10 protein-coding genes are annotated in these 13,555 nt (G+C 56.1%); 5 read left to right on the top strand and 5 right to left on the bottom strand.

Annotated features, from left to right (window positions below; genetic code table 11):
• Position 1: 1 nt before the first annotated feature.
• From ACR0LX_RS08020 to ACR0LX_RS08035, 4 genes are read right to left on the bottom strand one after another with little or no spacing between them, the layout of a single operon-like run.
• Entirely contained in the window at positions 2 to 1,525 is a 1,524-nt protein-coding gene (locus tag ACR0LX_RS08020; protein ID WP_480783250.1) for an aldehyde dehydrogenase family protein, read from the bottom strand.
• A 4-nt stretch (positions 1,526 to 1,529) separates the two neighbouring features.
• On the bottom strand, positions 1,530 to 2,297 hold the full coding sequence (locus tag ACR0LX_RS08025) for an enoyl-CoA hydratase/isomerase family protein (RefSeq protein ID WP_480783251.1): 768 nt from the start codon (positions 2,295 to 2,297) through the stop codon (positions 1,530 to 1,532).
• On the bottom strand, positions 2,294 to 3,865 hold the full coding sequence (locus ACR0LX_RS08030) for an acyl CoA:acetate/3-ketoacid CoA transferase (RefSeq protein ID WP_480783252.1): 1,572 nt from the start codon (positions 3,863 to 3,865) through the stop codon (positions 2,294 to 2,296). Before ACR0LX_RS08030 ends, ACR0LX_RS08025 begins: the two co-directional genes overlap by 4 nt.
• Positions 3,865 to 4,866 (bottom strand): Gfo/Idh/MocA family protein, encoded by a 1,002-nt coding sequence (locus ACR0LX_RS08035; RefSeq protein WP_480783253.1) that lies wholly within the window; start codon positions 4,864 to 4,866, stop codon positions 3,865 to 3,867. Before ACR0LX_RS08035 ends, ACR0LX_RS08030 begins: the two co-directional genes overlap by 1 nt.
• A gap of 380 nt (positions 4,867 to 5,246) precedes the next feature.
• Here ACR0LX_RS08035 and ACR0LX_RS08040 point away from each other — a divergent pair, with 380 nt between their 5' ends.
• The 3 genes from ACR0LX_RS08040 (at position 5,247) to ACR0LX_RS08050 (ending at position 10,729) form a co-directional block, all read left to right on the top strand.
• Positions 5,247 to 7,031 (top strand): hypothetical protein, encoded by a 1,785-nt coding sequence (locus ACR0LX_RS08040; RefSeq protein WP_480783254.1) that lies wholly within the window; start codon positions 5,247 to 5,249, stop codon positions 7,029 to 7,031.
• Positions 7,018 to 7,815, top strand: a complete 798-nt coding sequence (locus ACR0LX_RS08045; protein ID WP_480783255.1) for a hypothetical protein — start codon at positions 7,018 to 7,020, stop codon at positions 7,813 to 7,815. The genes ACR0LX_RS08040 and ACR0LX_RS08045 overlap by 14 nt, the downstream gene beginning before the upstream one ends.
• A gap of 379 nt (positions 7,816 to 8,194) precedes the next feature.
• The gene (locus ACR0LX_RS08050; protein WP_480783256.1) at positions 8,195 to 10,729 is read left to right on the top strand and encodes a cation:proton antiporter; all 2,535 of its coding nucleotides are present in this window, start codon (positions 8,195 to 8,197) and stop codon (positions 10,727 to 10,729) included.
• A gap of 122 nt (positions 10,730 to 10,851) precedes the next feature.
• Here the strand turns inward: ACR0LX_RS08050 and ACR0LX_RS08055 are convergent, their stop codons facing one another.
• Positions 10,852 to 11,793, bottom strand: a complete 942-nt coding sequence (locus ACR0LX_RS08055) for a GlxA family transcriptional regulator (RefSeq protein WP_480783257.1) — start codon at positions 11,791 to 11,793, stop codon at positions 10,852 to 10,854.
• 100 nt (positions 11,794 to 11,893) lie between these two features.
• Here ACR0LX_RS08055 and ACR0LX_RS08060 point away from each other — a divergent pair, with 100 nt between their 5' ends.
• Entirely contained in the window at positions 11,894 to 12,670 is a 777-nt protein-coding gene (locus ACR0LX_RS08060) for a TauD/TfdA family dioxygenase (protein WP_480783258.1), read from the top strand.
• Between the two features lie 13 nt (positions 12,671 to 12,683).
• Positions 12,684 to 13,448 carry a class II aldolase/adducin family protein gene (locus ACR0LX_RS08065; protein WP_480783259.1) on the top strand — a complete coding sequence of 255 codons (765 nt, stop codon included), beginning with the start codon at positions 12,684 to 12,686 and terminating at the stop codon, positions 13,446 to 13,448.
• Positions 13,449 to 13,555: the final 107 nt, after the last annotated feature.

Here is a 13,555-nt window from a genome sequence, read left to right on the forward strand (position 1 = left end):
CTTAGTCTTGCGAAACCCATGGCGCGCGGCTGTTGCCGATGCGCATGACCACTGATTTCACCTCGAAAAATTCTTCGAACCCGTAGCGTCCGATTTCCCGCCCCTGCCCGGATTGTTTGAACCCACCGAAGGCAACCTCGGGGAACCCGTCCATCCAGGTGTTGGTCCAGACCGTTCCCGTTTCTGCACGACGGGCGAATTCCAGGCAGGTGTGGACGTTCTCGCTCCAGACCCCTGCCGACAGACCGTAAGCGCTATCATTGGTCAGCGCGATGGCTTCGTCCAGTGTTTTGAAGGTCAGAACTGAAAGCACCGGGCCAAACACCTCATCCCGGGCAATGGGCATATCGGGTTGAACATTGGTGACGACGGTAGGTTGATAGAACTGATTGCCCAGCCCTTCGACCTGCAGTGGCTCGCCTCCCAGCGCAATCGTGGCCCCGGATGCCTGCGCCTGTTTGACATATGCGTCGATTTTCGCGTTGTGTTCGGGCGTTACTATAGCGCCAACCTGCGTCGACGGGTCCAGAGGATCACCGAATTTTACCCTGTGCGAAAGGGCAACGACGCGCTCACGGAATTCATCGGCAATATCTTCGTGCACAATGACGCGACTGCTGGAATTGCAGCACTGGCCAACATTGAAATAGACGCCGAATACAACGGCATCTGCGGCTGCATCCAAATCGGCGTCAGGGAATATGACCTGGGGGTTCTTGCCGCCCAGCTCCAGCGCGACTTTCTTGAGCGTATCTGACGCAACTGCGCTGATCGTTTTGCCAACCGCGGTCGATCCGGTGAAGCTGATCATATCCACACTTTCGTGGCTGGACATCACGCTGCCCACAGGAACACCGTAGCCCAGCACGATATTGCAGACGCCCGCGGGCAGCCCGGCCTCAACCAGCAACTCGCCCAGCATCAAGGTTGTCGACGGTGTAATCTCGGATGGCTTGACGACAACGGTGCAGCCTGCGGCCAGAGCAAACGGCAGTTTCTGGCTGAGAATCCAGAACGGGAAATTCCAGGGTGTGATGACGGAGACGACGCCAATCGGCTCTTTCAACACGACGCCCATCATGTCCGCGCCCAGCGTATTGTGGCTGTCGCCATGGGTACTACGCGCGAGCGAAGCAGCGTATCGCCATAGATCCGCAGCACCGCCAACTTCGCCCTTCGATTGGCTGATCGGCTTGCCGCTTTCGAGCGTTTCGATCAGGGCGATCCTGTCGACATTTTGCTCGATCAGATCCGCGACTTTCAGCAAAACCGTGGCGCGTTCTTTGCCCGACACACGGCTCCAGACTCCGCTATCGAAAGCAGTTCGCGCCGCTTGGATTGCAGCCTCGGCCTCGATCTCACCACCCATTGCGGAACGGCTGACGATGTGCCCATGCGAAGGCGAGCGACGCTCGAACGTCTCGCCTGATGCGCTGTCCTGCCATGCACCGTCGATGAGGTGGCGACCTTCGAACAGTGGCGGCATCTCAAACGGGATGGCAGGGTTGATGGTGATATCTTTCATATCGTCAGAGGCCTGAGAAATTTGGGTTACGTTTTTCCATGAACGCCGCGACGCCTTCTTCGCGGTCCGCCGTTGCGGCGATTGCTGCGCTGCCGAGGGCTTCGACCACGGCGTGGGTATCTTCACCGACCGCGGCATGGATCATGTTCTTCGATATTTCGGTGGCGCGAGGTGAGAGATCAGCAAGCTCGGACGTAATCTCCAGCGCGCGCGTCAGAACATCATCAGCAATCTCGGCAGCGTAGCCCAATGCAACGGCCCATTCAGCACCGATCCGGCGTCCAAACAGCGCCATTTCTTTTACCGCCGTCTCCGAGATCAGTCGGGTCAGACGTTGTGTTCCGGACCAGCCCGGCACGATGCCAACGCGAGCTTCGGGCAACGCAAGCGTGGCGCGGGGTGCCATCAAACGCAGATCGCAGCAGCTTGCAAGTTCAAGACCACCGCCAAAGGCGTGACCATTGATCGCGGCAATTGTCGGCTTACCAATGCGCGCGAGCCGGTCAAAGACCCGATGTCCATCGCGAACCCAATGGCGCGCGAATTCTGCAGGGCTGAGACCACCCCACGCACCAATATCCGCCCCGCAACAGAACGCTTTTTCGCCTGCACCTGTCAAGATCAGGGCGCGGATTGACGTGTCACGCTCGACCCCTTTCAATCGGGTGTCCAGCGCATCCAGCATGTCGACGGTCAAGGCATTCAGCTTGGCCACGTTATCCAAAGTCAGGATCGCCGTCGCATCCCTGATATGAATGCCGATCCCGCTCACAGCGTCAGCCCCATCGGGCCTTCGGCAAACAGCGATTTCGGCATCTGAGTCGCATTTTCCGCGACTTTGACCCGACCGTTCGAGGCATCGACAATGTCGCGCGGCGCTTCGATACCGGGCATGATTTCTGTAGCAACCAGCCCTTCGTCCGTCAGGCGAATTACGCAACGCTCGGTGACATAGAGTACATCCTGACCGGTTTCTCGGGCACGTTTGCCCGAGAATGTGACATGCTCGACCTGATCGACCATTTTGGTGAACTTGCCCGGCGCATTCACGCGAATGCCGTCCTCGGTCAGTTCGATCTTGGCACCGGCTTCGAACCAACCAGAGAACACGATCTGTTTCGCGCGCGCAGTGATATCGACAAAGCCACCGCATCCGGCAGTCAAATAGGGTTTCTTGCCCAGCTTTGAGACATTCACATTGCCTTCGACGTCAACCTCGAGGAACGAGAGGAATGACATGTCGAACCCACCGCCCTGAAAATAGATGAATTGCTGAGGCGAAGGCACAAAGGCATGCGCGTTGGACGCGCAGCCAAAGGCAAAGCCCGTTAAGGGCACACCGCCAACCGCGCCTTGTTCAATTGCCCATGTTACAGCTTGAGGGTGCCCCTCTTCCAGCAGGATACGCGGAACCATCGCGCTGATGCCGAAACCCAGATTGGCGCTCATCCCTACCTTGAGTTCGAGTGCCGCACGGCGGGCGATGACTTTTTCGACACCGTGATCGGCAAGCGAAAAGCTGTCCCACGGGCGCATGACCTGGCCCGAGATCGCAGGATCATAGGGCGTTTCCGTCGTCTGCATCTGCGCGGGGTCTTCAACGATCAGATCGACCAGATGCCCCGGAACACGCACGTCATGTGGGCGAAGGCTGCCCGCAGCGGTTACGCGCTGGACTTGTGCGATCACCAAACCCCCGTGATTGCGTACGCAGATCGCCTGTTCGAGACCGCCCAAATATGCGCCTTCGTGCTCGTAGGTCAGATTGCCAAACTCATCAGCGGTGGTCGCACGCAGAACGCAAACGTTGGGGTTGATGTTGGGAAAGTGCAACCAGGTCTGGCCGTCGAACTCTTTTCTTGAAACGATGGGCGCAGCCGATCCGCGCGCATTCATCGCGCACCCCTCGCGCACTGGATCAACGAAGGTCTCAAGCCCGATCTGTGTGAGTACCCCTGGACGATGCGCGGCGGCTTCGCGGTGCATGTCGAACAGAATTCCCGATGGCACGTTATAGGCAGCAACCCGGTCTTCTACGATCATCTTCCAGATTTCCGGCATCTCCAGGTTGGACGGGCCGGAAGGGTATGATCCCGCAAGAACCCGGCTCAGCAAACCGTCCTGTGCCAGATAGTCCATTCCTTTGACGCCATACATGTCGCCAGCAGCGATAGGATGCAGCGTTGTGATATTGCGTGGATGCCCTTCTACGCGAAACCTTTCACCCAACGCCTTGAGAACGGCGTCAGGGCAGCCCAGCGCCGAGGACGAAGACACGGTAATAACCGCATTGTCAGGAATGCGGGAAACGGCCTCGGAAACAGAGACAAGTTTGCTCATCAGAAACCACCATAGTCCACGTTGAGACGCTGGCCTGTGTCTGCGGCTTCGCGAACGCAAAGCGCTACGGACAGCGATTTGATCCCGTCAGGACCATTCGCCGCCGGGCGACCCTGACCCGCCGTCGCAGCGACGAACTCTGACACGCCCTGAACATAGAGCGAATGATCGGAGAACGGGATCTCTTCACGACCTGCATCTGTCACCAGAGTGATCTTTCCAACCGGGCGCTGCGTCATGACGCCTTCCGCGAAGATCGAACCCTTGGTTCCGTGCACTTGAAGGTCCGACCCGGCAAAGGGGTGCGTAAAGCTCTCATGCGTTGTGACCATTGCGCCCGAGGGCATCATCCAAACTGACATACAGGAGTCCTCGACCCCCTGGCCCATTCCCGAACTGGCCATCTGGGCGACGACCGAGACAGGGTCTTCCTGCAGCAGAAAGCGAGTCACATCCGCGTCATGGACAACGATATCTGGGATCACACCGCCGCCAGCGTCGGCTGAGTTAATGCGCCAGCCCTGCAAGTTCCCGGGCAAATGCACCGCATGATGGATCCGTAACGAAAGAACGTCACCCACGCGCCCATCTGCGATGAGATCGCGAATGGCACGATGACTGCCCGAACAGCGCAGATGGTGATTTGTAGCGAAAGTCACACCCGCCGCCTCAGCCGCCCGCACCATTTCGACGGCCTCTGCCAGCGTCATTCCAAGCGGCTTTTCGCATAGGACATGCTTGCCGGCTGCAATCGCAGCCATGGCCTGTGGATGGTGCTTCTCGTTGGTTGAAGAAATATAGACCGCCTCGGCGCTTTCGTCCGAAAGCGCTGTGGTCAGATCGGTTGTCGCGTTGGGAATTTCATGATCCTGGGCCCATGTCTTCACGTGCTCGGGGGAAGCGCTGACAATCCAAGCCACGTCGTTATTCGCCTGCCGGCGCACCGCGTCCAGCATGTGTTGCGAAGCTATCGTGCTCGCCCCGACAAATGCCCAGTGCATCAAAAAACTCCATCTTTTGGAACGTTCCAAACGTTTAATGGAACGTTCCAAATTTGACAAGTGGAAATTTGAAGCTCGCAGGTCGCGCAAACACCAACAATGACTTGCTGATGCAGAGTTACAGTTTTGTCAGTGGGTTAAGGAGGAGCTGTCTGGCGCATTCAGAACCAACTCCAACAAGGTCTCAAAAACTGCTTCAATAACTTCGGGAATGTTCCGAGAGTCGCTGCCCGACCAGGCACGACTGCGGCAAGCTTTCCAGATTTCTTTGGCACAACGCCAACTTTGCTTTGGCTATTCCGTTGCTGACACGATCTAGCGGGAATCGCAGTTTTCGTGTATGCTCACCTACATAGTTTCATCAAATTTTGGAGAGAGTCATGGCCGATAATGAGGCCCCTTTTATACTATTGGCAGACGATGCCGATCAGGCGCCGCAGCTCAGTTATTCGATACCCGAAGCGACCGCCCATGTTGGAACAACGGTCATCGCGATCGATATCGACGAAGAGCTTCTGAACCAGGCAACTCGTGACCAAATTCGTGAGAACCTTGCAGAGAAAGAACCGAAGCGCACGGACCCGACAATTCCGGGTCTGAGGGTAACGGATTTCAAGGTTGTAAACCGCAATGATGGTGTCGGAACCGTTCGCGGTTTCGCGGCAGCATCCGAGGTTTTTGAGGAATTTCCCGGAAGCTTCATTTTCAAGCCCAAAGAAGGAATGCTGGGCTTTTCGGGTGATTTCGACATCATCAGACCAAGGCCCCGCCCCCCCGAGCAGATTTTCCCGAAGATTCTGTTCTTTGAAAAAATCCAGATATCAACTTTCCTGGGGAATTACGGTGCTGGCCGCGTGATCAAGACCCATTCGCTTTTCCCGGGCGAAAAAACCAAAATCTCGGTCAAAAACTACAAGAAGACGGTGACCAAAGAGAGTTCGAAGATAAATTTCGGCTCTTCAATTCTGGACTCGGTCACAGAAGAGGCCGCAGTCGATTTTGAAAATTCGATCCAGAGTGAAACTTCGTCAAAGTTCACTGACAGCGAAATGGATATCCTCAACAGTCAAAGCGACCATTCGAACAAGGGCGGCGGCGGCGAGGCAAAGGTTCTCTGGGGATTGGTTGAGGCTGGTGGACGTGGCAGTTCGGAACAGTCGAGCCAGACCACCGGCGAGTGGGGTACGCGGCAGGCACGCGAAGAAATGTCCAGTAACGTGGAAAGTGCGCTGTTCAAACACTCTGCGCGAGCGTCGTCGAAGCGAGACGTCGAGATCAACACCAGTTCCGAGCAGAAATCTTCGACCACCGACACAACGGAAACCGAACAGGTGATCGAGCGAGAGATCGAAAACGTCAATGTCAGCCGGACACTTAACCTAGTCTTTCGGCAGATGGTTCAGGAATTCATCTCGGTAATTCATCTCACTGACGTGAAGATCGGTCTTTATGACGAATCCGCTGGCCCCTATCCGCAATTTGCAATCCACGAGTTGGACAAGTTTCTCGCCGAGTATTTCTCCGAAGATCCAGACATGCAGCGGCTGGTTCTTCAGAATATCATCAGCGAGCTGTTCTTTATATTCGACTATCAAAATGAGCCACAGCCCTTCCTTGAAGTGGCAACACTGGACTTTCCGCAAAGCGAGATCGCTTTGCAAAATGTGTTCGGCGACCTTGATGTCACCGTGCCGCTGCCTGACAACGTCTCGTACTTAAGGGTCAACGCTGGACTTCGCAGGCAACTTGAAGATCGAGAATTCATTGAGGTGCCGGGTGTCGTGCTTAAGGAAAATGTTATCACGATGCGCACTGAGGGCGTCGTTGTTGACGGCTTCCTCGGTAAGGGCGGTGACCCAGAAGCGGGTCTTCTCGATACGTATTCAGCCGGGCTACAGGTTGAGACCGTGCGCGAGCTCGCTTTGAAAAACGACATTTCCGCACGCGAAGCAGAGAAGATGGAACTGGCACGTCAAATCGTAGCCGAAGGCGATCTGGACCGCGCTCAGGTATTTCACGAAGTCTATTGTTGTATTCCTGAGTGCTGCTGCGAGGTGGATGACGGAACTGCGGAAGAACCCGGTGGCGAGGACAGACCCACCGATCCGAACCGTCCGCCCCAGGACCCGAACGGTACACAGGGGCGCGGCAATGGGGACGCTTGAAAAAATTCTCAGTCAGGCGGTTTTGGGCAGCGAAGCGATCCGCGATCGCGTTACCGGAAAGACGGCCGAAGTGCTGGGCAGTCCTGCCGCGGGGAAAGGCAAAACGGTCAAACTTGCACTGACCGGTGTGTTTGACCCCCCGTGGCAGACCAATCAGGCCGAAATCGACGCAATTCAAGGGGGGTCGTGGTTCCCGTCTTCACAAGATTTCAATGCAGTAATGAAGAATAGTCGTTACCGAGGCAACGGAGGTATCATCGAAATCGGCTCGACAGGTGAATTTGTCGGGTTGATCCTCAGCAAGCCCGTTGGCTCCATCAAGGAAATCCGCATCATCACCCATGGCGAGGCCGCCACGATTGGCTTCCTCGGCGACGTGGTGGATGGCAATGTCCATTTTCTGGACGATATGGATCTCGGCGTTATCGAAGGTTTGCAAAAGACGGGAATTCTGGTTGGAGACGGCGACCCCGACAGGCCACCAGACTTTACTTGGGATGATGTGCGCGCCCGATTTCAAAAAGACGCTGTCTTCGTCATCTATGGGTGCAAAGTCGGAATGTCGGAGTCCTTTATACAGGATGTGGCAGACGCTTTTGGCATCCGCGTTCAGGCGTTCAGGCACAATATCAAGTACGATTTCCCGGCCACCGCGTTGAACCCCGGGGGCATTAACCGCCGCCAACTTACAGTGGACGGCAAGAAGGACTTTCTGGACATACGAGTGGAAATCGACAAATCCCCACGTGCCTCAGCCCCGACTCCGGCCCCGCCGGGCCCCTGATCCGGGATATGAGGCCTAAATGGCATGCTGCAAACCTATTAAATGCGGGCGTTCATACAAATCGCGACATCAGTTGCTTTGGGCTCGCTGCGGTCGTCGGAGCGGTTGCCGCATTTTGAGTATGATGCCCCAATCAATGCCGGGTTGGAGACCAGTGCGCGTAGCACCCATTCGAAGCAACATATTTCCGCAAGGAAATTGGGTCGTGTTCTGCCCTCACAACCATCGCGATGGTGCAGCGGTGCGCACCCACATTCTCGATTTTCGCTGCGACTGCGCGCACTAATCGCCGGGCGTAAGTACCCAAATTGATCCAACGTGTTCGCTCTGGCCTGAAGAGTGGATTCCCTAATCCCCGGTTCTCAGGTAATACGGAATTATGGACATCGTCGTCATTACGACCATCATCACTTCTCTCTTTATTGTCATCGGCGTGGCGGAACCACTGGCTGCACGGTTGCGCTTACCCTACAGCGTTATTCTCGCCGTTATGGGGATCGTGATTGGGCTTGGTGCGACGTTCTTTCTCAACACCGACTTGACGGATGCGCTGAACCCGGGGGCGCAAGCGATTATCGATCTGCCAATCCGGTCCAACGTATTCCTCTATGTTTTCCTGCCTACGCTGCTCTTTCAGGCGACAATCGGGATGAACCTGCGCAGGATGCTGGACGATTGGATGCCCATCCTGATGATGGCCGTTGTGGCAGTGATCGTGGCAACACTTTCCATTGGCTACGCGCTCAGCTGGGTAAGCACACTACCGTTGGTAGCCTGCCTTTTGATTGGCGCCATCGTGTCGACAACTGATCCCTCGGCGGTTGTCAGCATATTTCGATCAATCTCGGCACCGCGCAGGTTGTCGCGAATCATCGAAGGCGAAAGCCTCCTTAACGATGCTGCTGCGATTGCGCTGTTCGGGCTGTTCATGAGCTTTGTCATGCTCGGAAGGCCCGATCCGTCACTAGGCGAAGCCGGCGGACAATTCCCGAAGTTGATCGCAGGTGGTGTCCTCACCGGCTGGCTAATGGCGCGCATGGCGGTTTGGGTGATGGCTTACGTAGACCGTTGGGTAATGGCGCAGATTTCGATTTCCGTCGCACTGCCCTATCTCGCCTATATCGTCGCAGAACAAAGCGTTGGGGCGTCGGGCGTCATCGCGGTTGTGGCTGCAGGTCTTACACTTAACCTCACAGCTCCCGGTCGTTTATCGCCGGTCGCTTGGACCAACCTGCAAGAAGTATGGGATCTTCTAGCCCATTGGGCAGGAGCACTGATCTTCATTCTTGCCGCGTTGCTGATACCACGGTTGCTGGAAGGGGTTCGGCCTTCTGACTTCGTCTTGCTGGCCGTCGTGGTTCTTGCGGCAACATTCGCGAGGGCAGCGGTTCTGTTCGGATTGTTGCCATTGCTCACGGCAATCGGTGTGTCGCCTGCTGTAGAACGCCCCTATCGCGTTGCAATACTGTGGGGTGGGCTGCGTGGAGCCGTGACGCTGGCGCTGGCGCTTTCGGTCACCGAAAGCGCGCAGATCCCGCTTGAGACCAAGCGCCTGGTCGGCATTCTGGCCACCGGCTTTACCCTGTTCACACTGATCGTTCAGGGAACAACGCTGCGCATGGTGATCACAAAATTGGGGCTCGACAGGCTCTCTCCGCTTGATGCGGCCCTCTCGCGCCAGGTTGTCGCCGTGGCCTTGCAATCGGTTCGCGAGGACGTGTCCCGCACCGCGGAAAACTACGACTTGACCCACGATATCGTCAGAAACGAGGCCAAACTGTTCAGCGAACGCCTCGACGAGGCCGTTAAAGTCGCTGAAGACAGCGCACAGATTCTTGATCGTGACCGGATCACGCTCGGACTTATTGCGTTGGCAGGTGCCGAGCGAGATTCCGTGTTGGCCCGGATGCGAGAGCGCACCATGTCATCGGTTCTGAGTGAGAAGATTCTGTCAGACGCTGATCGGCTCATTGAAGGCGCACGGACCGGAGGGCGGATCGGCTATCAGCGCGCGTCAAACCGGTCTGTTGTCTACGGCAGGTCCTTTCGGATCGCTGTGTTCCTGCACAACCGACTTCGGATCTCGTTCCCGCTTACGCGCATCACAACGGATCGATTTGAAAGATTGCTCATGCAGCGCCTGATCCTGCGCGATCTCGACGGATTCGTTCGGGGCCGCATACGCCGGATTCACGGCCGCCGGGTTGCGGAATTGCTTGATGATCTTTTGGCGCGCCGGTCCGAGGCGGTTGAGACTGCGCTTGACGGTTTGCGGCTACAATATCCCGGTTATGCCGAAAAGCTGGAACGGCGGTTCATCCGACGGACCGCTTTGCGACTGGAAGAGCGTGAGTACGCGATCATGCGCGAGGACGGCCTGGTCGGCGAAGAACTCTATTCGGTGTTGATGCGGGAAGTGGCAGAGCGACGTGCTCTGACTGAAGGCCGTCCGGTGCTGGATATTGCCCTTAAGGGTCGGGATCTGGTTAGACAGTTTCCGCTATTCTCTGATCTCAACAAAGCGTCCCTGAGAAAACTCAGCCGTGCACTGCGCACCCGTTATGCCAATGCGGGTGATACCATCATTGCCAAAGATGAATTGGCCCGGAGTGTGTTCTTCATCGCTTCTGGGGCAGTCGAGGTGGAGTTTGGCAGGCACACTTCCCGGTTGGGTCGTGGAGAAATGTTCGGGCAGTTGGCCATGTTATCAAAGCGGCCACGCCCCGTGAATGTGCGGGCGCTGGCACCGTCGACACTGCTTGTACTCGACGAAACGCGTTTCCGTCGGTTGCTCCGGCGCAGTGAAGCCATGCGAAATTCTGTCAAGATAAGTGCCAACAAGCGCCTGATCGACCCTTCAGTGTTGGACCTTGATGAGCGCGACAATCCGTCTGAACATGATCCCAAACCTTAAGAGACCGTAAACCGGTAAGGAACCGCGTCCCCTATCGAAACATCTGCAATACGCCGGTCGGGTTAGGATTTGTTGAATGTCCGCTTCTACCGATCGGCAACGCGTGGGTATATAAACGTCAACTAGCGGGCGTCGTCGGATGCCGATTTCGTTTGCGATGCGGTTTCACCAAATTGCTTCCGATAGGCACGCGCAAAGCTCTCGGGATTGTCAAAGCCACACAGCGCGCCAACATCGCTGATCCGATACGCAGAGTTCACGAGCAGATTTCTGGCCTGGGACAGACGCAGATACCGGTAATAGGCCGAGGGCGACTGTTGCAGATGGCGTTTGAACAGTCTCGCAAGTGTCCATTGCGGGACACCGATTTGGGTACTGATGGTTGAGACGCTTAACGGTTCGCTCAAGTGAACCAACATCAGGTCGACAGCACGGCCAAGGGTGCGATCCATCTTTGCCAGCGCGGTCTCCGACAGCATTTTTTGCTGCGGCCCCATATGTTCCGTTGGGCGATAGGTCAGGATTTCCGCGACGCGCTTCGCCAAATCTCGACCGGAATACCGTTCAATCAAGGCGAGTGTCATATCAAACGTAGCCACGCCACCGGCGCTGGAGCAGCGATTATCCGACAGATCAAACATACGATCCACAAACATCTGATCTGAGTAGGTTTCGCGATAGCCGCGCAGCGCTTCAAAGTGAACGGCGGCAGGGTTTCTTGTAAGCAGACCTGCTTCTGCAAAGATCATTGCACCGGTATCGACACAGCCCATCAGAGTTCCGGCCCGCGCCTTGCGCCTGAGCCACTCGACAAATGACTTGGTCAGCGCGCTTTCTGGCGCATATGAGGACAACAACAAGATATCGTCCCATGCGTCGTCAAAATGCGCGGTAGACACATCGATACCACTAGAACTGCGGACCATTCCGCCCGAAGCCGACAAGATCCGCCATTGCCATGCCTGTTCGGCCAATTCGCGATTGGCCACCCGCAATGGCTCGGTCACCAATGTAAGGGACAGGATCGGGAAATGATCAGTCAATACGATTGCGACGTTTGGCATGGTTCACTCACGACATGTCAATTTAGGTCAAGCAATCGCTGATTCCTGTCAAGAGATTCCCCGTTATCCTGATGTATTTGATGTAAAGGAGGGCACCCCAATGACTGCATTTCCGATCACACCCGACTTTGATGTCTGGCCTGTTGATAATGATGTCCAAAGCCTCAACCTGACCAAGGATGCGCTGTCGATCACCTGGACGGACGGTCTGACTTCACAACACCACAGCTTGTTGCTGCGTGAAAACAGTCCCGACCCTGTCACAACCCACCCAAAGGCGCGCGAAATGGCGATTGGACCCGAAGCGATTTCAGAAGACCTGCAACTTACGGGTGCTCAGATCCTGGCCTCGGGGGCGGTTGACGTTACTTTCTCCGATGGCCTCCAGACCGAGTTCCACCCGGGTTGGCTTCGTGGGACTGCATGGTTCGGAACAGACAAGCCCGCACCGCTTATTCTGTGGACCGCAAAAGAGTTGGCTACGGATATCTGGGAATACAACAACCGCTCCAAGACCTCGGATTATCGCGGTCGTGGTCCGGTCATTGAAACGGATACCTTAGGTACGATCACCGGGGTGCGCTACAACACGTTCTTGCGTGCGCCAATGAGGGCTCCGCTTGAGGTTCAGGCACGGGCTTACAAAGCCTATCGCGCGTTCTCTGTAAGGGCGCAGAGCCCAGAGTACCAAATGAGGTTCCGGTATGAGCCCGGTGATCTCTTGGCCTTCGACAACCGCCGTGCGCTGCATGGGCGTGCAGGCTACGACGCCAAGGGGGGTGCAAGGTACATTGAAGGCATTTATTCCGACAGGGACGATCTGCACTCGCGCATCCGAACGCTCAAACGTCAATTTCGCGCCGCCAGCGCGCTTTGAAAAGGATCTTTCTATGACACTCGCTTCGATCAAAACCCGTCAGAACTGCTCTGAGGTTGAGTGGCAGGCCCGCGTCGACCTTGCCGCGCTGTTTCGCATCATCGCCCATTATGGGACGTCCGATCTTGCCAATGGCGCGGTCTGCGCACGGGTGCCGGATGAACCGGATCACTACCTCGTGCACCCCTATGGAATGTTCTGGGAAGAAGCACGGGCCTCTTCCATGGTCAAAATCAATGCCGAAGGCCAGCCTGTGGATCCAGATGCGCCTTGGCTCAATGATGGGGTACAAAACCTCTGCCAATGGATATTGGGCTCGCGGCCTGACACCAACTTCTTTGTGCATGGACACGAAGAAGAAGTCATGGCGGTTGGGTCAATAAAGGAGGGACTCTTGCCGCTCAACCAACCTGCTGTCTATCTTGGCAATATCACCGGCTATATTGAATATGAGTTCGAGGAAGACGAGGCCTTTGGCACGCACTTCGTCGAATGTCTTGGCAACAACCAAATACTGATTAGCCGCAACCATGGCTATTACGCGCTGGGCGACACTGCCGCGGCCGCATTCTTCCGTGCATATTTCTTGCGGCAAACCTGCAGCACGCAGATCAGGACCTTGTCGATGGGGCGTGACTTGCACCTCATCGATCCGCAAAAAGTCGCGCGCTATCAGGACCAAATGGCTGTGTCCGCACACTACAATTACGACGGCAAAACGGAATGGCCTGGGCTGATGCGCATGCTGAATGCCAGAAGCGATGACTATGCGAGCTGAGACCTATGCTAAAAGCGAGACGCGAGCGGACCTGATCCAAAGCAGTTGAACGACACACCGCCCAAATACTGCACATGCAACAAAAAACCTGGCCGATCGCTTTGAAA

The sequence above is a fragment of the Ruegeria sp. CH11 genome, assembly GCF_056537105.1.